Annotated in this window: 17 protein-coding genes; 9 read left to right on the forward strand and 8 right to left on the reverse strand. The window is 45.5% G+C overall.

Annotated features, from left to right (window positions below):
* Window positions 1-14: 14 nt before the first annotated feature.
* Window positions 15-1,292, forward strand: a complete 1,278-nt coding sequence (locus tag GVO62_RS06390; protein ID WP_105929903.1) for a GGDEF domain-containing response regulator — start codon at window positions 15-17, stop codon at window positions 1,290-1,292.
* Window positions 1,293-1,484: 192 nt separating this feature from the next.
* On the opposite strand, the gene rarD is transcribed toward GVO62_RS06390, so the two are convergent.
* The 3 genes from rarD to GVO62_RS06405 all read right to left on the reverse strand — a co-directional run bounded on the left by rarD (window position 1,485) and on the right by GVO62_RS06405 (window position 4,558).
* Window positions 1,485-2,402, reverse strand: coding sequence for an EamA family transporter RarD (gene rarD, locus GVO62_RS06395; RefSeq protein WP_159118240.1), 918 nt, complete (start codon window positions 2,400-2,402; stop codon window positions 1,485-1,487).
* A 230-nt stretch (window positions 2,403-2,632) separates the two neighbouring features.
* Window positions 2,633-3,970, reverse strand: a complete 1,338-nt coding sequence (gene mgtE, locus GVO62_RS06400; RefSeq protein ID WP_105929902.1) for a magnesium transporter — start codon at window positions 3,968-3,970, stop codon at window positions 2,633-2,635.
* 87 nt (window positions 3,971-4,057) lie between these two features.
* Window positions 4,058-4,558, reverse strand: coding sequence for a thioesterase family protein (locus tag GVO62_RS06405; protein ID WP_159118241.1), 501 nt, complete (start codon window positions 4,556-4,558; stop codon window positions 4,058-4,060).
* A 269-nt stretch (window positions 4,559-4,827) separates the two neighbouring features.
* Between GVO62_RS06405 and recQ the strand changes: the two genes are divergently transcribed.
* Entirely contained in the window at window positions 4,828-6,669 is a 1,842-nt protein-coding gene (gene recQ / locus GVO62_RS06410) for a DNA helicase RecQ (RefSeq protein WP_159118242.1), read from the forward strand.
* A gap of 53 nt (window positions 6,670-6,722) precedes the next feature.
* Here the strand turns inward: recQ and GVO62_RS06415 are convergent, their stop codons facing one another.
* A complete protein-coding gene (locus GVO62_RS06415; RefSeq protein WP_159118243.1) occupies window positions 6,723-7,391 on the reverse strand; it encodes a glutathione S-transferase in 669 nt (222 codons plus the stop codon).
* Window positions 7,392-7,495: 104 nt separating this feature from the next.
* Here GVO62_RS06415 and GVO62_RS06420 point away from each other — a divergent pair, with 104 nt between their 5' ends.
* From GVO62_RS06420 to GVO62_RS06435, 4 genes are all read left to right on the forward strand, one after another.
* A complete protein-coding gene (locus tag GVO62_RS06420) occupies window positions 7,496-7,813 on the forward strand; it encodes a hypothetical protein (protein ID WP_159118244.1) in 318 nt (105 codons plus the stop codon).
* Window positions 7,814-7,948: 135 nt separating this feature from the next.
* Window positions 7,949-10,789, forward strand: coding sequence for an EAL domain-containing protein (locus GVO62_RS06425; RefSeq protein ID WP_159118245.1), 2,841 nt, complete (start codon window positions 7,949-7,951; stop codon window positions 10,787-10,789).
* 132 nt (window positions 10,790-10,921) lie between these two features.
* Window positions 10,922-11,536, forward strand: coding sequence for a GTP cyclohydrolase II (gene ribA / locus GVO62_RS06430; RefSeq protein ID WP_159118246.1), 615 nt, complete (start codon window positions 10,922-10,924; stop codon window positions 11,534-11,536).
* Between the two features lie 168 nt (window positions 11,537-11,704).
* Window positions 11,705-13,153, forward strand: coding sequence for a DUF3300 domain-containing protein (locus GVO62_RS06435; RefSeq protein ID WP_159118247.1), 1,449 nt, complete (start codon window positions 11,705-11,707; stop codon window positions 13,151-13,153).
* Window positions 13,154-13,242: 89 nt separating this feature from the next.
* Here GVO62_RS06435 and GVO62_RS06440 read toward each other — a convergent pair whose 3' ends face one another.
* Window positions 13,243-14,121 (reverse strand): ATP-grasp domain-containing protein, encoded by an 879-nt coding sequence (locus tag GVO62_RS06440; RefSeq protein WP_159118248.1) that lies wholly within the window; start codon window positions 14,119-14,121, stop codon window positions 13,243-13,245.
* A 161-nt stretch (window positions 14,122-14,282) separates the two neighbouring features.
* Between GVO62_RS06440 and GVO62_RS06445 the strand changes: the two genes are divergently transcribed.
* From GVO62_RS06445 to GVO62_RS06455, 3 genes are all read left to right on the forward strand, one after another.
* Complete coding sequence (locus GVO62_RS06445) at window positions 14,283-15,764, forward strand: methyl-accepting chemotaxis protein (RefSeq protein ID WP_159118249.1); 1,482 nt, start codon at window positions 14,283-14,285, stop codon at window positions 15,762-15,764.
* 31 nt (window positions 15,765-15,795) lie between these two features.
* Window positions 15,796-16,314, forward strand: a complete 519-nt coding sequence (locus tag GVO62_RS06450; RefSeq protein ID WP_159118250.1) for a DUF6436 domain-containing protein — start codon at window positions 15,796-15,798, stop codon at window positions 16,312-16,314.
* 121 nt (window positions 16,315-16,435) lie between these two features.
* Entirely contained in the window at window positions 16,436-17,179 is a 744-nt protein-coding gene (locus tag GVO62_RS06455; RefSeq protein WP_159118251.1) for a MauE/DoxX family redox-associated membrane protein, read from the forward strand.
* A 33-nt stretch (window positions 17,180-17,212) separates the two neighbouring features.
* Here GVO62_RS06455 and GVO62_RS06460 read toward each other — a convergent pair whose 3' ends face one another.
* The 3 genes from GVO62_RS06460 to GVO62_RS06470 form a co-directional block, all read right to left on the reverse strand.
* Complete coding sequence (locus GVO62_RS06460) at window positions 17,213-18,193, reverse strand: histone deacetylase family protein (RefSeq protein ID WP_159118252.1); 981 nt, start codon at window positions 18,191-18,193, stop codon at window positions 17,213-17,215.
* Complete coding sequence (locus GVO62_RS06465) at window positions 18,190-20,031, reverse strand: bifunctional acetyl-CoA hydrolase/transferase family protein/GNAT family N-acetyltransferase (protein WP_120963115.1); 1,842 nt, start codon at window positions 20,029-20,031, stop codon at window positions 18,190-18,192. Before GVO62_RS06465 ends, GVO62_RS06460 begins: the two co-directional genes overlap by 4 nt.
* Window positions 20,032-20,261: 230 nt before the next feature.
* A complete protein-coding gene (locus GVO62_RS06470; protein WP_105929890.1) occupies window positions 20,262-20,762 on the reverse strand; it encodes a YqiA/YcfP family alpha/beta fold hydrolase in 501 nt (166 codons plus the stop codon).
* Window position 20,763 lies beyond the last annotated feature (1 nt).

Genomic DNA, 20,763 nt, shown 5'->3' on the forward strand with positions numbered 1-20,763 from the left:
CTTAGTTGAAATGTATGCAGCAACATGTGCTGATCATCGAAAATGGTGAAGGCAACCTTGAACTCATTGCGAAACTCGTGCGACGTGCAGGCCTTACGCCTGTTGGTGCAACGTCGCTGATAGAGGGAAAAGCACGATTTTCGCAAAACATGCCCGAAACCTTTTTATGCGCCATTGTTGCCTATTCACTTCCTGATGCGCCTAAAGGCGAGGCTATCGACTTTGCAGTTGAGTCTTTCATTCCCACCATAGCTACTACGGAAAGCCTAGACAACACTATTCGCGATAAAGTACTAGAACGGGATGTTGTCGATTATATTCCGAAAGAAAACTCTCAGAATTACGATTATTTAAATCGTCTTATTAGTCGGCTTGAGAAAAACAAGTCCACCGGCGTAGTCGTAGTCAGCACAAACCGAGTGCTTCGTACAAGAACCGTATCTCTACTTCAGCGCCATAACTTTATCGCTTTCGAGTGCTTAACTGCCACCGATGCTATGCAGTGCTTATCTGAAAATAAAAACGTGCGCCTTGTTATTACAGATAACACGCTTCCCGATATGACTGGTACACATTTTGTGGCGGGTTTAAGAAAGGCTTTTTCAAAAGAACAGCTATCGATAATGGGCATAGCGGGAGGAAAAGGCATGCTCATGTCTGCCCACTTTATTAAAAGTGGAGCTAACGATTTCCTTCGTGTGCCCTACTGTCATGAGGAGTTTTTGTGCCGCGTAATGCAAAATGTTGAGTATATTGAGAGTGTTGAGGAAATTCGCAGGGTTGCCAATACGGATTATTTGACAGGCTTACCCAATAGGCGTCACTTTTTCTACATGCTTACGGTTCAGCATCAAAACCTATCAGAAGATCACGCACTTGCTCTTATCGATTTAGACTTTTTTAAATCGATAAACGACACTTATGGACATGACGCTGGCGACATTGTTTTAAAAGCAGTCGCAGCGCTGATTGAATTTTATTTTCCTGACGAGATCATTTCTCGATTTGGTGGCGAAGAGTTTTGCATTTATATGCCATCAACTTCGCTTACCGAAGCTTGTGAACGCTTAGAAGACTTCAGAAAGGTCGTCGAAGCCGAAGTGATACAGCTTCCTAAAACGAACATTAAAGTGACGTGCAGTATTGGGGTAAGCGGCGCCCACACGCAGCGGGTCGATAAGCTGCTAAGCCTTGCTGACAAGCAGCTATACGCAGCAAAAAATAGCGGCCGTAATCAGGTCAAGTGCGAACCACCTGACGCGCCCAACTTAGAACAAGGCACACTGCTTTAACCCCTCGACGATATGGCCCCCCGCCCTACACCTCGAACCACACGAACCGCTATGTAATACCTGTCCGCATAGATAATTACCCTCTCAGCGAGAGTTAAAATGTTCGTAATCGCGGCGTGTTGCCACAGGTATAGTGGTTCTATATCAAAGTGAAACAACAAATAGTACATAGTACGGACATTTTAAACTGATTTACTGCTCTACTGCGAGCTTACGAGCTTGACGCTGACTGCGATAATTTATTAGAGAATCGGCACTGAATAAGATAAGTGCTACCCATACGAAGCCGAACGTCACAAGTCTCGACTCCTCAAGAGGTTCTCCGTACAAGTAGACAGCCAGCACAAACATCAGCGTTGGCCCAATATACTGAAAGAAGCCTAATGTTGAATACATAATTCGCCTTGCCGCAGCAGTAAAACACAGCAACGGGGCGGTAGTTACGATGCCTGCCGCCACAATAAGCATGTTCAATGAGACATCGTTATTGAGTAAATTGCTGTACTCGGAGCCAAAAAACACCCAATAAAAAACGGCTAGCGGAGATAGCATAAGAGTTTCAATGAAAAGACCAGGTAGAGAATCGACCGCAACTTGCTTCCTAAGCAAACCATATACGCTAAAACTACCGGCTAACACTAGGGCAATCCACGGTACATGCCCGTAAGAGAAGACTAAAATAGCAACGCCAATAACGGCAAGCCCAACGGCTACACGCTGTAGATTGCGCAGCCTCTCGCCTAAAAACAATCGACCCAAGAAAACATTGATTAAGGGATTGATGTAATAGCCTAAGCTTGCGTCAAGAATATGGTCGTTATTAATGGCCCAAATAAACAAAAGCCAATTTGCACCAAGCAGAAGTCCAGCAACAAATAATATTTGCATAACCCGTTTGTTGCGAAACGCGGCGCCCACTTTGGGCCATTGTTTCAACGCGGCGATAAGACCAACTAATAAAATGACTGACCATATCACCCTGTGCATCAATATTTCAGCAGCCGGCAATACCATAAGCTGTTTAAAGTAAACAGGCGCTACGCCCCACATACTGTATGCGGCAATAGCACATATTACACCGACTTGAGCGGCACTGGCTTGCTTAGACAAGGCTGGCTCCATAGACTGTCAAGATAACAAGGCGCGTATTGTTTATCAGCTTCAAGAAATACACAACCTTTACCGCTTTCCAAAAGAGATAAGCAGGCATTAGACGAAGATTAACCACTCTTGCCTGCCGTTTTTAATCTAGTCCGCTTAGGCATGCCTCGCTAACTCGGCGCTCCGTTTACGCATGTTCTGACAAACCTGCTGTTTACGGCCTAATAAAGAAACCTAGTTCAAAGTAAAAACAAGGTACCCAAACCTAGGAAAGCCACAAACCCTACAATGTCTGTAACCGTTGTTAGGATAACCGAGCCCGATAAGGCAGGGTCTATTTTGAGTTTATCAAGAATTACGGGCACAAATACACCAGCCAACGCTGCTGCCACTATATTGAATAAAATAGCTAAGCAAATAACCAGACCCAACATGGCATCAGTGAACCAAAAATAGGCAACAACACCTATCACTAACGCCCAGATAACGCCGTTCACACCACCGACTTTGAGCTCTTTCACCATCAGCGCCCTTAAGTTAGCTGGGGTCACCTGTCCTAGCGCTAGCCCCCGCACAATTAGCGTTAACGTTTGGCTTCCAGCAATCCCTCCCATACTCGCCACTACTGGCATTAGTACGGCAAGGGCAACAACCTGTTGAAGCGTGCCTTCGAACAGACCAATAAACCACGAAGCTAGAAATGCTGTGAGTAAGTTAATGCCCAACCACAGTGCTCTGTTGCGTGCGCTTTTCGCCACTGGCGAGAACAAATCTTCGTCCTCATCCATACCTGCAGACGCCATCACCTGACGTTCGTAAAATTCATTCACTAATTCGCTAGCCGACGTCACATCCAAGCGACCAAGCAGCTTATTGTTCTCATCAACCACCGGCAATGATGCCAACCCAGAGCGTTGAACAAGAAGCGACGCATTCATGGTGTCGTCGGCGCCTTGAATAGTTGTTACGTTTTCTTCGGATAAATCAAACAACGACACGTGATCTTGGGCAGTAAAGAGATGACTAATTTTTACCAGTGCAGAAAATTGCCCCGAGCGGTTGACCAGAAAAATACTGTCGCAATGCTGTGGTATCTCTCTTCTCAGTAAACGCAAGCCCTCACGCACTTTTGCATTGGACGGCAGAACTAGCTGCTCGTGATTTACCCAGTGACCAATTTGATTATCAGGAAACTGCGTGGCTTCTCTAAAATATTTACGTTCTTTAGAGTCAAGAGACTCATAGGCCATATCGACCAAGCGTTTTGGGAGTGAATCGAGAAGCTCTAGTAAGTCCTCGGCGTCAATGCCGTTAAAAATAGATGCCCACTCGTCATGTGGTGTATTGTCGATGAGAATTTCACGAGGGTCGCTACGCATCTCAACCAATACATCGAGCTTGCGGTCGCGCGGTATGCCTTCCCACACCGTCAAACGCTTCTCTACGGGTAGTGATTCTAAAAGAGACGCAATGTATACCTCGTCTTGTCCTGCTAAAGCGGCCAACAAGGTTGCTGGATCATCACTCATACTGTCAGTAACAATCTCTTCAATTAAATCTGGTAATGGCTCTGCCATGCTGCACCTCCCGTTAATACCACTCACTTCCTTTACACAACGCAAGTACCGCTATACGGGATTGGTGAAAGCTTACTTTCAAGCATATTACCCGAGCATGTAAGTACCTGTCCCAAAGGCTATATGATCGCCTTTTTCATTGTGCAATTCCATTCTGCAAACCACTAGTTTACTGCCTTTGCGTATGACCGCCGCTGTTGCGATAAAACGCTCACCTCTTCCCGGTCTTAAGTAGTCAACGCGCATATCAATCGTGCCCATGGTAGGCAATCTAACTTGAAGGTCCGCAAGGTGTTCAAGTGCGGTTTGTTTGATGGTTTCTACAATCGAAACTAAACCGCCGATGGTGTCTAGCATAGTCGCTGTTACACCACCGTGTAGAATTTTTTGCATTGGGTTGCCGGTAAGCGTGGGCTGCCAATTAAGATGCAAAGAAATCTGCGTTTCTACCCCAGTGCCTTGCGTAATAAATTCTAAGCCCAACAACTGGTTAAACGGCATATTATCACGAAAAAGCGCAATCACATGATTGATCATAACTTGGTGGTCTATTTTTTTACTAACCTTAGTATGCTCACTGAGAGACATGCTGAATCCCTTTATTGTCAAAGTATCAATAACGTTACTATTGAAGATAACGAGAAGGGAAATTCATCCAACCAATGTTAGTTAATCAAGATAAGTTATACGATTTGATCCGCCTGTGAGTTTACAAAACGTGAGAACTCCCAACCTGCTCAAAATCCAAACACCTATAACCGCCTTCCGGTTGCTGAATCATGCTTACACTGAATTTTCGTCTAGTTTTTGCAATTGCCCCGTGAAGACATCGCCAAAAACGCGTAAAATCCAGCGCCATGACTACTGCAATAGCTTCATTAGAATCCGAGCCTCAATCGCGAAGCGCAAAAACACCTGAAACTATCTTAAAAGATGTCTTCGGTTACGACGCATTTCGCGACGGTCAGGGCGAAGTCATTCACCAAGTATGTGAAGGTAAAGACGCACTTGTACTACTGCCCACAGGCGGTGGTAAGTCTCTGTGCTATCAGATTCCTGCTCTGGTGCGAAGCGGCACGGCCATTGTTGTTTCTCCCCTAATTTCCTTAATGCAAGATCAGGTAGAACAACTTAAAGCCTTAGGTGTAAAGGCGGCATATCTCAATTCTACACTAGACATTGATGAGCAAGGGCGCATCAACGATGCATTACAAGCCGGTAAACTTGAGCTGCTTTACGTCTCACCTGAGCGGCTCATGCAATATTACTTTCAGCAGTCACTTTCACACGCTGACATTAGCCTATTTGCCATTGATGAAGCACACTGTGTGTCGCACTGGGGCCATGACTTTAGGCAAGATTACCGCGCGCTAGGTCAAATAAAGTCTCGCTTTCCTCATATCCCAGTTATCGGGCTAACCGCCACAGCAGACACTGCAACTCAAGCAGACATACTTACCCAACTGAACCTGCAAGACCCGTTGGTTTATAAGGGAAGCTTTGACAGGCCCAATATTCGCTACCGCGTTATGAGTAAGTATAAAGCTTTCGACCAGGTGGTTGCGTATGTAAAACAGCAAGAAGGCAGCGGCATAATTTATTGTAATAGCCGAGCTAAAGTAGACGACCTACATGCAAAGCTGTTCAGACAAGGCTTTCGCTGTGCGGCCTATCACGCAGGCATGGACAGTGATGAGCGAGAGTTGGTTCAGCGCCAATTTCTCAACGACAAGGTCGACATTGTGGTGGCTACCGTCGCCTTCGGAATGGGCATCAATAAATCAAACGTTCGCTACGTTGTTCACCACGATGTGCCCCGCAGTGTGGAAAGTTATTATCAAGAAACAGGCCGTGCTGGGCGAGACGGCTTGGCGTCTGAAGCGCTACTATTGTTTGATGAAAAAGATGCAGCTCGCGTAAAGCAATGGATTGAACAAGGCGAGATTGCCGAGCGAAATCAAATCGAGCTACAAAAGTTTGCTGCCATGGAGGCATTTTCAGAGGCACAAACGTGTCGTCGTCAAGTATTGCTCAACTATTTTTCGCAGTTCAGCGATAGCGCCTGCGGTAACTGTGATATTTGCCTCGACCCGCCGAAGATGATTGACGGTTTAGTGATTGCGCAAAAAGTATTGTCCTGTGTACTTCGGCTTTCTCAACAAGCTGCTAGCCAATATGTTATCGATGTATTGCGAGGAAAGCAGTTGCGACGCCTACAAGAGGCAGGTCATCATCAGCTTTCCACCTACGGCATAGGCAAAGATAAGTCTGATAGCTACTGGCACAATATTATCAATCAGTTGGTACACAAGGGGCTTATTCGTGTGGACATCACAGCACACGCGGCATTGCGTCTAACTGAAGCCGCCCGCCCGGTGCTAAAAGGCGAAGTTGCTGTTCAACTTGCTGTACCTCGGTTGGAGTTCAAGCCTGATAAGCAAAAAGCCAAGCAGGCTCCAGCTAATTACGACAGAACATTATTCACTCGCCTTAAGCATTTGCGAAAAGTTCTTGCAGAAGAAAACGAGGTGCCGCCCTACGTCGTGTTTAGCGACGCCACCCTCGTTGATATGGCTTGCAAACTCCCCACCACACGCAACACATTGCTAGACGTGAGCGGCGTAGGTCAAACCAAGCTAGAGCGGTATGGCGACGCGTTTATTCAGTTAATCGATGGTTATATTAACCGAGAGCATTAGGGGAAATTTCCCTCCTAACCCCTCTGTTAAACCCTTAAAGAGAAGCGCTGCATTTAAGCGTACGCGTATTCGCCGCCTTTTTCTAACGCCGCTTTGTATGCTTCTCGCGCATGGACGCGCTTAACATAGCCTTGAATTGCGCTAAAATCCTTGGCTCTACCGCTCGCAACTAAAGATTCCAATGGAAAGATCATTTGCACGTCTGCCCCGGTGGGTTCATTGCCGGCAAACCAGGTATTTTTCGATAGATAAGATTCTACGTAACGTAAGCTCTGCGCTAAATTAGGACCATAATAAGCATTTAAAATACCGTCTATCAGTTTGTTAGTGACCGGCTTTATAAAAAATGGCTTAGACCCTTTTTGGCGTGCTTTTTCTAATACTAGATTCGCAACAAGAGGCGGCATTAGCGAGCCTTCTGCGAAATGGAGCCAAAACCAATATTGCTGAAGTGCTTCTGGATCTTGCGGAACAGCAAACGACTCACTCGCGTGATAGCGCACGAGATACTCTACAATAGCGCCAGATTCAGCAATCGGGCCGTGGGGCGTGGTTAGAACAGGTGAGCGACCTAGCGGATGTACTGCCCGCAGCGAGTCTGGCGCCAAATTAGTTTGGCTATCTCGTTGATAGAATTCTATTTTATACTCTACACCCAGCTCCTCAAGTAGCCAAAGTATTCGCTGTGAGCGAGAGTTATTTAAATGATGTAGTGTTAGCATACCCCGTCCTTAATGCGCTTGAATTAACGCTGTTGTTATTGTGTTGTACTATATACACTTATTAATGCTAGCAGGTTTACATAAACCAATAAATTGACAGAACTATGCAACCTTTTACTCTTCAAGATGTTCAACAACATACCAGAATTAGCGAACAAAGCGTCGAAATTTGCCTTGAACTACCTGCCACACCACTAAAAACCCAACAGTGGGTATCGCACTTCTGTTCGCTATTTAATTTCTCGATATCTGAAACTGACTGGGGAGCAGATCGCTTTCAAGCCATCATCACAACACAATCTAGCGATACTGCATTTCAATGCATGCTTTGTATAGAGTGGCTGTGCGAAGCAATCTGGCTAGAACCCATTGGCACGCAGCAGTCTACTCGCGCTATTTTTGATTATCTTACCCACGCTTAGGGTGATTTGCTTTGTGCTTGGCTTTTTACGCTGACTAGTATTATTCTAGAAAAACACTTGGGGTTAGTAGACTTAGCGGCTAATCGCATTTCCAAACCAAAGACCCCAAAAAAGCGTGCTCTAAGGAATTAACAAGTGGTAATAGCCCGGCTAACAAAGTATGCAATAGCAATAATCATTGGTTGGGTGATGGTTTGTTGTAACGCGCTGGCTAGCAGCCAACTTGTTATCAATGAATCATTTGAGCGAGCCATCATCAACCAACATGCAGAGCTCTCTCTTGCGCCAAACAGTGCTACCTATTTTGATATTTTAAACGGCAATGCGTCTAAGCCGTCCTTGGCAAGCCCAAAAGCGCGTGAGCAAATTTGGTATTCCACAAAGCTAACTCACTCTGGCTATAGCCCTATCCCTCTAGTGCTTAATATGGAACGACTAAACGTCGATGATTTACAAATTTATTTACTCGATAGCAGTCAACGTATTATCAAGTCTTATCGCTACCAAGCAGGTAAGGGCGACTTTTCGTTAAAACAACCCATTCCCAACATACGGCTTGGATTTACGCTGCAGCCCTATCAAAATGCTCAACTTTTGATTTCCGTAAAAGATGATGGTCTTGAATATTTCCCCATTGCCCTATGGGAAAGAGACTTGCTAGCACAGCATGACACGAACATGTTGGTGTTGCTCGGCGCGGTATTCGGCGCGCTAACACTCATTGCACTTTACTATTTATTCTCTTATTTGACACAGCGCATCCCTACTCGCTTTTGGCTCACCATGGCCACCCTCGTAATCATTGCTCTGTTGTTTATTACAGAAGGGGGGCTTGCGCTCTGGCCTAATTTGACTAATGCCAGTGAACGTTTTTACGCGGTATGTCTAGGTATGCTTCTTCTTTGTATTGCGAAAGTGAATCATCACCTCTTTTCACCCGTGCCACTCCTGTTGCGGTTGGTTAATTACGCTGTTCCAATCGCAGCTACCGTCTATTGCTTAACGACCAACGCCTATAACACCACTATCTCGTTACTACTGCTTACTGCTGCCATGGGGCTTTATCACGTCGCTCTTGCACTTATTTTCAAAGACAAAAACACCCGCGTAGTTAGCACCACATATATACTCGCGTGGCTATCGTTTTTCGCTTTCTACGCATTAGTTACGCTCACCCTTTTCAGCGACCTTATTTACACGATTGAAGTCGCTACAGGCATGCTGATATTCGTCACTCTCGGGTTCTTATGTTTTGGGTTTTCTGTCATCGCCAGAGAGCAAGCAAAGAATCAGCGCAAGCTATCAACGCAGGCAGAGACCATTGCGAGTTTGAATCATTTCTACGATTTGTTCAGAAACTCGGCGGAGGGACACTATACCTCGACGTGGGATGGCAAATTAATATCTGTCAATCCCGCTATGTGTAAGGTGTTTGGTTATGAAAGCGAAGATGAAATGCTTCTGAAAGCGGCCAGTACGCTAACGTTTTATGCATCACCCGAAGACAGGCAAGTATTATTAGGTAAGGTATCCCAACAAGGCCATGTCACAGGTAAGGAAATTCGTGGAAGACGCAAAGACGGCAGCGAATTTTGGTTTTCTCTGTCATGTCAGATGCGGGAAAGCGAAGAAGGTAATTTTCTGTATGGCTCTATTATTGATATTACCGAGAAAAAGCAGTCTGATCTTAGCCTTCAATATTTGGCAACCCACGACTCGCTCACAGGGGTATACAACAGGCGTCAGTTTGAAACTTTATTTAAAGAGAAGGTAACCGCACCAAGCGCCTCCCCTGTTTGTTTACTTTTCTTAGATTTAGATCGTTTTAAAGTGGTGAATGACACGTGCGGGCACAAAGCGGGCGATGTGCTGATAAAAGACATATCGCGCTTAATTGAGAACACCCTTACTTCTGATGCACAAATAGGCCGACTTGGTGGCGATGAATTTGGCATTATGTATACGAAACTTAGCGTTGATGAAGTATACCTAAACGCTGTCAAAATATTGAACGCTGTGCAGGCCTATAGATTTATGTGGGACAACCGCATTTTCAATCTAGGGGTAAGCATAGGCATGGTAGTATGCGACGACACCGAAGTCAGTCCGGGTCAGTACTTGAGCATGGCAGATGCCGCCTGCTATTTCGCGAAAGAGCAAGGCAGGAATCAGGTTCACCGATACAATAAAGACGACGAAAGTATGCAGCGCTACCAGCGCGAACTAGACTGGGTCTCGTCCATTAACAACGCCTTAGAAGAAGGCCGCTTCGAGCTGTACTATCAATCATTGCGTCCTTTAAATAAAACCAGCGACGGTCATTACTACGAAGTATTATTAAGACTACGAGAGAAAGACGGTACCTTGGTGGAGCCTGCTAACTTCTTGCCCACTGCAGAGCGTTTCGAGATGAACGTGAGTGTAGACAAGTGGGTTGTAACAAACACATTTAAATGGCTATCAGAAAACCCTGAACACCTCGCTGAATTGCGACGATGCAGTATTAACTTAAACTGCCACTCTCTCGCTGACAGAGACTTTACGTTATTTATTCTGAACGCCTTTGAAACGTTTAAAATTCCCTATGACAAAATTTGTTTTGAGGTCATTGAGTCTGTCGCCATCATTAAGATGGAAGATACACTTAACTTCATGAGTACTTTTAATCGCTTGGGTTGTTCCTTTGCACTGGACGATTTCGGCAGCGGATTCTCTTCTTATAGCTATCTTAAAAGTTTGCCCGTTAGTCAGGTTAAGATTGACGGCATGTTTATTAAGGACATGCTGAATGACAGCATCGATACGGCTATGGTCGCTTCAATCAACGATGTTGCGAAAGCGATGGGTATGCAGACCGTTGGCGAATTTGTTGAGGACGAAAGCACAATGACCCAATTGGGAAAAATGGGGATCGATTTCGCCCAAGGGTATGGCGTCGCCAAACCAGCTCCATTGCGTGACTTTCAGCCTTTGTGATAACCATCCTTGATAGGTTTTATACGAAAAAAGTGATAGCACAAGCGTCTACTCGCGTATAATAAAATGATAGACTTGCAAAAAGAGAAGTCATCCCCACTTAATGCCCACTGTTCAAAGTGTAGAAGTAACATGAGTAGCAAACAGCCTAAATACGAATATGTCAGTACCGCAAAATTACCCACACGTATGGGTGACTTTAAAATACACGGCTTTGTAGAAGCCAGCGGACAAGAGCACGTCGCGCTTTCCTATGGTGAATGGAAAGAAGATGACGTTGTTCCTATTCGTATTCACTCGGAATGTTTGACTGGCGACTCTTTGTTTAGCACTCGATGCGACTGTGGTTTCCAGCTAGAAAAAGCCATGCAGAATATTGTCGATAACGGTTACGGTGTGTTGCTGTATTTACGACAAGAAGGGCGCGGTATAGGCCTTCTAAATAAAATACGCGCATATAACCTTCAAGATAGCGGCATGGACACGGTAGAAGCAAACGAGCACCTTGGTTTTGATGCCGACTTAAGAAGCTACGATATCTGCAAACTTATGCTTGATACGCTTAACGTGAAACACGTTGAGCTAATGACTAACAACCCTAAAAAGTTGGCCGCGCTTAAGGCATTGAGTATTGACGTGGTAGGACGAAAGCCAATCGACCACGGCATTACCAAAGACAACAAGCATTATCTGAAAACAAAAACAGAGAAATTAGGTCACGCATTCGACCCTCACGTTTTTAAATAATCTGCCTGTAAATCAGGTCCTCCCCATATTCTTTGTTAAAGCGCCCACCTCCAAGTGGGCGTTTTCTATTCAGCTTCGGTTAATCATAAAGCGGTTATAACGTATACAGACTAACCACATTGCGCATTACGAATGGCTTTTTCTCGCTGCGCAATGTAAGGAGAATGTATGAAAAACATAGCCCTAACCGTGATAGTGGCACTTTCTAGTGCTACCGCACTTCCCGCGCTGGCGCAATCAAACACGAATTTAATGCAAGCCACAGCGTCCACCGAGCAATACTCTGATGCTCAGCTAGACAGCATACTTGCCCCTATTGCACTTTATCCAGACACTCTGCTTACCCATATATTGATTGCCTCAACCTATCCTCTAGATGTGGTGGCTGCCGATCGCTGGCGTCAAAGCAACAAGCACTTAACACCTGAGCAAGTAGAAAACGTACTGACCAGTGTTTCTTGGGATCCCAGTGTGAAAGCACTCGCCCCTTTTACCGAGTTGCTAAACACCATGGCCAGTGATCTTGACTGGTTGCAACAGCTTGGCGATAACGTACTTATTAATCAAGGCCGCGTGCTCGACCGTGTGCAAGTATTGCGTCAACACGCACACAATACGGGTAACTTAGTAACCAATGACTACATTGAGGTGGAAACCGAGCGAGAAAACACAAGGGAAATTATCTATATAGAGCCTCGTCAGCGCGAAGTCGTTTACGTACCTTATTACAATCCACACGCAGTGTATGGGCATTGGTGGCATGCTACGTCGCCAGTGCAATGGCGCCATAATGTGAGCTATCACCATCATAGCAATGTATTTTGGTCACCCAGTATTCGTCTTTCAACGTTCTTCTTTTTCGGAAGTGTTCACTGGCACAATCGGCACGTGGTCATACACCGTGAACCCGTGCGTCGCTATTATCACGGGAGCCCGAGAAAACGCGTGATCAATCGAGAGTATCGTCGTTGGGAACATAATACGACACATCGTCGAGCACGTTACTCTAATCATGTGGTTCATAGCGCCCCGTCACGCTATGAAAAAGCGGGGCAAAGGCGAGAAAAATATGTATCGAATAAGCAATTTAGAACAATGAACTCACCTAGTCGCCAAGGGGAAAAACAGGCAGGCAAGCTAGCTACTCGCACTGTTGATAAGACTCCCTCAACGCGCACTATTGAGCCCAAAACAGTAACGCCTATTAGGGAAAGTCGATTTAAAAATGGGCAAGGCACAGTAAACCGCAAACAGTCTATTGAGCACGCGTTAAAGCGTAATCAGGCAGTGGCGAAAATTAACAAGCCAACGAAGGAAAACACCTTAACAAAGCTAAAAAAAGATAAGCCTGTCCGTATAGCGTCTGATGCGAAAGCGCCAAAACGGATAGAGCAAAACATTAAGGAATCACGCTTGCCAAAACAATACACCAACAAAGAACGAGTGGTGAGAGCAAGCCCGCAACCTCGCTCTGTGGCCAAAGAAAGTAGTGAGCCAAAGCGCATTGAGCGAACTAGCAATGCCTATACACGGTCATCAAAACAAAATGGTAACTCGCAAAAACAGGTTATGCGGGGTGAGCGAAGTGTTGCTAAAAGAAACTATGAAAAGCGTTAGAACTTCTATGGGGCCGCTAGCTAAGACACAAGCGCTAGCTAGCAACCAGCGCCTCCTTTAAGATATAAGCCTCAGACGCAATTACATGGTTACTTATTGGTTGCTGCTTCATGGAATGTCAAAAGTGCTTCAACAAAGCGCACCGGGGAGTCCTCATCTAAATTAAAGTACAAAGAGGGCTCAATTAACTCAAGCTCCATAATGGCCCAATTGTCATCCTGTCGCACCAAATCAACACGAGCGTAAAGCGCATTGCAGGGCATAGCCGAAAGCGCCTTTTCAGCGATGGCGAGTTGAACATTATCTACACTAACCGTTTGCAAGCTTCCGCCGTGCTCTTCTTGCACGCGAAAGTCTCCTTTTTGTGGCACTTTCCTAATGGCATGACTAAACGCACCGCCAAAATAAAACAATGAGTATTCACCTTCTTCCACAATGTTAGATAGAAAAGGCTGGATCATAAAGCCTCGGTGCTCAAAGGTGTTGCTTAGAACACCAGCGCTTTCTTTCCAGGTTTCGCGTTCAAGCTTAAACGTGTCGTCAGCGTTAGCACTTAAGACGGGTTTTATGACAATCGCATCACTGCTAAATTCATCAAAGGCCTTATCAATAACACCGTTATCAAACGTTGTTTCCCATATTGTTTTTACAATAGGAACACCTTTATGCTGCAAGTCCTTCAGATAATACTTTTCTATATTCCATTGCATAAGCCTCAGCGGGTTTAACAGCGTCGTGCTTGATGCATCTATCTGTTTTAGACAGGCGAGAAATGCTTCGGCGTGTTGCTGGTAATCCCATGTACTTCGCACGATAACATAGTCAAACCGCCCCCAGTTTTCCGAATTCGTATGCCACGATACGGTTTCTACTTTCCAACCTTTTTGATTGAAATAGGGTACAAGTAATTCGTCATAAACAAAGAAATCTTCGAGGTTGTCAGTGGAAAGAAAAGCAACCGAAGGCATGTAACTCTCCCTCAAAAAAATAGCGCTGGGCCTTTTAGAATAAAGACGACTAGACAAAAGTTAAATGGTTAAAAAACGTCAGTTTTCGTAAAATAGCGAAAATTAGCACAGTTTGAACTTCTAACCTACAATTTCAGTTCAAACACTCGTCGGAGATTGACATGCAGTACCCTTGGCTTCTTGATGGACACAAGATTTTCCGAGTTGTTATCGTTGTGCAGCTAATTATTGCTGTCGCAATTGGGCTCTTTACCGGGGAACTCCTTGCCGCATTTATTTTTGGAATTCCGATTGCCGCTGTGCCCTTGATGTTAAGCTTCCAAGACCCTTACTCGTCACTGAGTCGCCACGCCATGGCCATAGGCGTGCAGTTGCTGACGGCGTTGCACATACACCAGTCATTTGGCTTGATTGAAGTTCATTTTGAAATTTTCGTGTTGCTCGCCTTCTTATCTTGCTTTAGAGATTGGAAAGTCGTGGCTACGGGTACCGCAGTAGTTGCTGTTCATCATATCTCTTTTTTCTTGCTACAAGCCGGTGGCGCACCGCTTTTCATATTCGAAGAGGGTCACGTTAGCTTTTCTATTCTACTGATGCATGCGGCCTTTGCACTCGCTGAAGGTGGCGTATTAATGTACATAGCCAAACAAAGCCACCAAGAGGGTGCTGGTGCAGCGGAACTGCGTTTAGCCATTGAAACCATGCAGAAAAGCGATGGCAAGCTTGATTTGGGCGTTGCGCTCAACCGCGAACATAAAATCATAAGACCGTTTGCCGATCTTATCGACCAAGTGAGAGCGCTCGTAGAATTAGCTTCAAACCTCACTGAAGATGTTGTCCGCGGATGTGGAAAAATGGAGCACGCCGCCAATAACATGTTCGAGATAAGTCGCAATACTGACCAAGAGATCGCGATGGTGTCTGCATCGTCTGAAGAGATTGCACAAACTATGCAGCTTTCTACTGAACAAACAACCCTCGCAAGTGATAAGGCATCATCTGCTGAGGCGTCTTCAAGAAGCACACGTGACACCATTTCTAATACAAGTCATACCATCGACTCATTGCGCAACACTCTGAATGCGGCGGCGCAGACAAATTCAGCGCTCAATGAACAATGCTCTCATATTTCAGAAGCGATGCGCTCAATCACTGCGGTTGCGGAGCAAACGAACCTTCTAGCATTGAATGCAGCTATTGAGTCAGCGCGTGCGGGGGAACATGGTCGCGGTTTTGCCGTAGTTGCAGACGAAGTTCGCACCTTGGCAATTCGCTCTAAAGAAAGTGCCGACCAGATTACCAGCGTTACTGAACAACTGGTCACTCAGACAGCAAGCTCTGTTGAACAAATGCAGAAGTGCATTAAGCTTGTTGATGAAGCGGTCATATCCAGCAATGACGCTACGTCTGCCATGACCGAAATCATGCGGCAAATTCGAGATGCCAGCGAGAGCATGACAGAAATTGCAACATCGGCAGTAGAACAAGAAACCGCATCGGCTTCTATCGCACAGAGTACAGCTCGATTAAGCGAGTTTACCTCTGAAGAGCTTGCAACTGCAGAAGGTCTTGCTAGAGAAGTTGATGTACTGTCTGAGATTTCAAAACGCATGCGAAGCGCCATTGAGCGTTTCAGATTGTAATGTGTAGCCTTGCATTAAGGCCTTAGACAGAATGCGCACCCGTTGGGGCTGGGTACTCTTAATGTTATGGGCGGTGAGTCTACTTACCGCCCTCTTAGTTTATGGGCAACGTCAACTGTCGCTATTTGATCCAGACGGAAAGCTCCTTCACCTTACTACCGCCACAGAGTTTGATACGCAACTTGTAGCAATACTCAATGATGCAAGTATCGAAGCGGGGTCCATTTTGCACGTCGGCACGTCCTCTCGTTGCTATTGTGAATCTTTGACTGCACCTCACCAAAGCCAGCTTTCAAACAAGCTTGGTACCAATTATGAAATGGTGCGCCTTAACATAGAAGATGTTCCAGAATTACAAAACATAATTCCTGCTGTACCCGCACTGATTGTGGTGGACGAACTCAACCATCTGCGATATTTAGGCCCTTATGCAACGGGTTACGGTTGCTTTACCGGCGAGGACCTCGTAGATCAAGTAGTGAGCTATTCCCGTCAATCTCCATACACAGGCGCAGTTATTAATGCCGATGCTGAAGGCTGCTTTTGCTAACGACTGGCACAAATTATGTAATCTCTCCTAGTAATGTTAATTACCGCTAAACCTGCAACGAAATGTGTGTATTTTTTACGCACACCCTTTAAACGCGGGCAAGGTTTACAAGGAGTCGATAATGTCAAAATCTGCCACACTTTATCGTATGGTCACGCCCAGTCATATTTGTCCATTCGGACTAAAATCAAAAGACTTACTAGAAAGACAAGGTTTTGTCGTTAACGATTATCATTTGACAAGCCGCAGCGAAACCGACAGGTTTAAAGCAAAGTATGAGGTGAAAACCACGCCCCAAACCTTTATTGAAGATGAGCGCATTGGCGGTTATGACGACTTGCGAGATTACTTTAATTTAAAGCAGGAAAGCGAATTTGGCTCTCGCTACACGCCTATTCTCGTTATTTTTTCATTAGCCGCCCTGATAGTATGTGCGCTTATGCTAAAAGGCGGTATAGCAGCCGATACAACGTCTTTTATCATGAACTTTATTGGTATCACTATGGTGATACTTGCTCTGCAAAAACTGCAGGACATCGTTGCTTTCTCAAATCAGTTTATCACTTATGACTTGTTAGCAATGAAACACGTCCGCTACGCTTATGTATACCCCTTTGCTGAGGCCTACGCTGGTTTAGGTATGCTTTCGGGTTTGCCCGCACTTATGGTGTCACCCATTTCTATTTTCATCGGAGCAATCGGCGCTGTATCCGTTATAAAAGCGGTCTATATAGATAAACGAGAGCTTAAATGTGCATGCGTTGGTGGTAACTCAGACCTGCCGCTAGGTTTTATTTCGTTAACAGAGAATCTGGCAATGTTTGGCGCGGGCTCATATATGCTTTTGAACTGGCTAGCTCTCTAGCGCAGCCAGTATGTAGCAGATAACACCACGCTTTTATGCGGTCACTGACGAAGGGCGGCTCATTCCTTTGATGTGCGATACAACGCTGCGACCCAGTGCGCTTAAGTCATAGCCCCCTTCCAGCATGCTAACAATGCGACCATGGCAGCACTCATCGGCGATGAAACGCAATTGCTCACTTATCCAGAAGTAATCGTCCTCAACTAAGCGCAAATGCGCCATAGGATCTTCTGCATGAGCATCAAAGCCTGCAGAGATAAAAATGAGCTCTGGTTGAAAGTTGCGAAGTGCATCAAACCAATGCTGCACTTTTTCTCTAAACACATCACCTGTGGCCCCAGCCTCTAGGGGAACGGATAAAATATTACTTGCTGATACTGGTGAGCCACTATGTGGATAAAAGGGATGTTGAAAGCTACTGCACAACATTATGCGCTGATCACCAGCTACAATTTGTTCAGTTCCGTTGCCATGGTGAACATCGAAGTCAATAATGGCAACCCGTTTCAACTCATAGGTTTGAAGGGCATAACGAGCAGCAATAACGATGTTATTAAAGACGCAAAACCCCATAGCGCTGTCGTAGGTGGCGTGGTGCCCGGGTGGTCGGGTAGCACAAAAGGCTTGCCTATCGTCACCATCCATAACCCAATCTACGGCATTGCAGCCTGCCCCAGCCGATTCCAGCGCAGCCGTTAGGCTGTGGCGCATAAGACCAGTGTCTTCATCAAGCCAAGCCACAGTGTCTTTATTTTCTGAATATTGCGTTTTTTCGTGATCACTAAACATTGCCTGCGCAGCGTGCTCAAACACGCTTTTTACATAGTAAGGATCATGCGCTAGCGACAGGTGAGCTTCAGCAATCGGTGTAGCATCAGCGTGCTCACACACCATGTCTAAACCAGAGGAAAGCAGCTGGTCATCTATCGCAAACAACCGGTCGGGTGATTCTGGGTGGTCTTTACCTAAATCGTGTTTTGTACCGTGCTTGCCTCGAAATATTTTTACTGTCATGTCAATGATGCCACATCTAAAACTAACTCTATATCACTGGGGTCGCCAGTGAACTTTCTTTTAAATTTCGCCTGTTCAAAAATGGCGATCATCGGACTATTGTCACCGCGGACATAAGCCATCATCTTTGCTATGCCACGCACCTTTGCAACATTAATCAATTCGTTTAGAAGCCGGCTCGCCATACCTTTGCCTTGCTGGGTTTCTCGCGTTACAAAAGCTGCCTCGCACGTATTGTCGTGAGGGTTATAGTAAAAACGCCCTACCGCGTGAATAGTAATTCGAGAGCCTTCTTGTCTTACAATACATAACGCAGCATCTGAACTTTGATCAACCGAGACCAAGTTACACGACTTCTCACGCGACATTTGCTTAGGATCATAGTTGTATCTGAGTCTGAGCGTTTCCTTGGTGTGAGAGTAGAAAAACTCTTGAAGGCGTCTTTCATCGGCTGGATTCAAAGGCCGCATGTAGAATGTCTCGCCCTGAATATTTAGCTTTTTTAACTGAATTACGCCCAATTCAGGAATGTCAGTCGGGTACTTTTCTTGGTAATGAGGCACCCAATAGTGCTGGCGAACATCTTCAAGCAGTGCTGCACGAAATTTAGGATGCGCCACACGTATAAGCTCGAGCGCTCGCTCTCGAATGCTTTTTCCCTTTAGCGATGCTATGCCGTATTCCGTTACAACATACTGAACGTTTCCTCGTGAGGTGACGACCCCTGCGCCTTCGCTGATACGCGGGGTTATACGAGAAATCGTTTCGTTTTTTGCTGTAGACGGCAGTGCGATAATGGCTTTACCGCCCTTACTAATAGACGCACCGGTGACAAAGTCTACCTGCCCGCCTATGCCGCTATAGAAATCGTACCCCAGCGAATCCGCCACCACTTGCCCCGTCAAGTCAACTTCAAGTGCACTGTTTATTGCAACCATGTTATCGTTTTTGGCAATGTTGGTGGGTTTGTTCACATAGCTACTAGGGTAAAACTCAATGTGCGGGTTACTGTCAATTAAGTCATAGAGCTTACGGGTACCAATGGCAAAACTGGTCACAATTTTACCGGGGTGGAAGGTCTTCTTTTTATTAGTAATAGCGCCCGACTCTAGCAACTCAATAATGCTGTCTGTGAGCATTTCACTATGAATCCCCAAATCCTTGTGATTACACAGATATTTAAGGGTAGCGCTTGGGATTTTTCCGATACCAAATTGCAGCGTTGCGCCATCATCAACAAGCATTGATACATACTGACCGATACGCTCGGCAACCGAATCAATCGGGGGCGGCGTTACTTCCACCAAAGGCTCTTCCGCTTCAATACAGGCAGTAATTTCGCTGATATGAATGTAGGAATGTCCGGCGGTTCTGGGAACCTGAGGATTAATTTGAGCAATAACTTTCTTGCTTTGCCTGATTGCTGACATAGCGATATCTACCGCTGGACCTAGTGAGCAATAGCCAAACTCATCAGGTGGGCTAACATTTACTAAGGCAGCATCTAACGCTAGAGTACCATCACTAAATAAGCTTGAAATTTCTGATAGAAAAACCGGAGTATAGTCGGCGCGTCCCTCATCGACAGCTTTACGCATGGCCTCTCCACCGATAAAGAAAGTATTCGCCTTAAACAGGTTTTTATATTCTTCTTTAACCCAGCGGGTATCGCCTAAGGCCAGCATATGTACAAGCTCTATGTCACTAAAGCCTTCGCTGTTATCAATTAGATGCTGTACAAGTGCATGAGGAACCGACGCATTGCCGCCCACAAAGACGCGACAGCCAGACTTTATTAATGATGACCACTGTGGTGCTTGAGGTAAACTAAATGCCATATCCATCCGCCCTTTTTCTCGCAATATCTCATCATGCCACAAAAACAAACGATTTCCTGCATTATACCAATCCGCATAGATAAGCGATTGGTCGTAGACATAGGCAATATAAATCGACAAAAAAGGCCCAGCAGTATTCACTGCTAGGCCTCTGAAATGTCCAGGCTAAGTTTCGCCACAGGTTCTTTAACTTAACATCAAGCGCACCCGTGCAAATTTACAAGGCACGTTTACTGATATCGGAACTTTTCCAACCAATTTCTGAAAAAGGGTGATATGACAGACTTACTGTTTGCCAGTCGGTGGCCGTCGTTTAATAGTAAAAGCTGAGCTTTTTGGTGTCTGGCGTATTTCAGGCTGTTTTCAATTGGCACAATATCATCATTCCAACCATGTACCAGGCTCACATAACCATCATAGGGGAACCGCTGAATTTTATAGTTCGGCAGATACAGAGCAGGCGCCATAAGAAATACGCCTCTTGCTGATATTTGACTTGCCGCGGCCAAAGAGACATAACCGCCCATGCTCGAACCAACTAAAATAACGTCATTGCACTTTTCTGCAATGGTTTCTTTCAAACGTTCTAAACGGGCTTCAGGGCAGTCGAGGTCTTGATAGTCGATACTCTCTACGCCAAAGCCCATATCATTCGCCACGTTTGAAAGCGTGGTGATTTTACTGCCCCAAGGGCCACTTTCTTTGCCGTGAGAAAATACTACAGTGGTCATT

Source organism: Alteromonas sp. KUL150 (assembly GCF_009811475.1).
In the GTDB taxonomy this organism is placed as follows: domain Bacteria; phylum Pseudomonadota; class Gammaproteobacteria; order Enterobacterales; family Alteromonadaceae; genus Alteromonas; species Alteromonas gracilis.

What these genes read in the sequence shown, in the direction of transcription:
- GVO62_RS06390 (WP_105929903.1), top strand. Translation starts at nt 15, where the DNA reads ATGCAGCAACATGTGCTGATCATCGAAAATGGTGAAGGCAACCTTGAA.
- mgtE (WP_105929902.1), bottom strand. Translation starts at nt 3,970, where the DNA reads ATGGCAGAGCCATTACCAGATTTAATTGAAGAGATTGTTACTGACAGT.
- GVO62_RS06405 (WP_159118241.1), bottom strand. Translation starts at nt 4,558, where the DNA reads ATGTCTCTCAGTGAGCATACTAAGGTTAGTAAAAAAATAGACCACCAA.
- recQ (WP_159118242.1), top strand. Translation starts at nt 4,828, where the DNA reads ATGACTACTGCAATAGCTTCATTAGAATCCGAGCCTCAATCGCGAAGC.
- GVO62_RS06415 (WP_159118243.1), bottom strand. Translation starts at nt 7,391, where the DNA reads ATGCTAACACTACATCATTTAAATAACTCTCGCTCACAGCGAATACTT.
- GVO62_RS06420 (WP_159118244.1), top strand. Translation starts at nt 7,496, where the DNA reads ATGCAACCTTTTACTCTTCAAGATGTTCAACAACATACCAGAATTAGC.
- ribA (WP_159118246.1), top strand. Translation starts at nt 10,922, where the DNA reads ATGAGTAGCAAACAGCCTAAATACGAATATGTCAGTACCGCAAAATTA.
- GVO62_RS06435 (WP_159118247.1), top strand. Translation starts at nt 11,705, where the DNA reads ATGAAAAACATAGCCCTAACCGTGATAGTGGCACTTTCTAGTGCTACC.
- GVO62_RS06440 (WP_159118248.1), bottom strand. Translation starts at nt 14,121, where the DNA reads ATGCCTTCGGTTGCTTTTCTTTCCACTGACAACCTCGAAGATTTCTTT.
- GVO62_RS06445 (WP_159118249.1), top strand. Translation starts at nt 14,283, where the DNA reads ATGCAGTACCCTTGGCTTCTTGATGGACACAAGATTTTCCGAGTTGTT.
- GVO62_RS06450 (WP_159118250.1), top strand. Translation starts at nt 15,796, where the DNA reads ATGCGCACCCGTTGGGGCTGGGTACTCTTAATGTTATGGGCGGTGAGT.
- GVO62_RS06455 (WP_159118251.1), top strand. Translation starts at nt 16,436, where the DNA reads ATGTCAAAATCTGCCACACTTTATCGTATGGTCACGCCCAGTCATATT.
- GVO62_RS06460 (WP_159118252.1), bottom strand. Translation starts at nt 18,193, where the DNA reads ATGACAGTAAAAATATTTCGAGGCAAGCACGGTACAAAACACGATTTA.
- GVO62_RS06465 (WP_120963115.1), bottom strand. Translation starts at nt 20,031, where the DNA reads ATGGCATTTAGTTTACCTCAAGCACCACAGTGGTCATCATTAATAAAG.
- GVO62_RS06470 (WP_105929890.1), bottom strand. Translation starts at nt 20,762, where the DNA reads ATGACCACTGTAGTATTTTCTCACGGCAAAGAAAGTGGCCCTTGGGGC.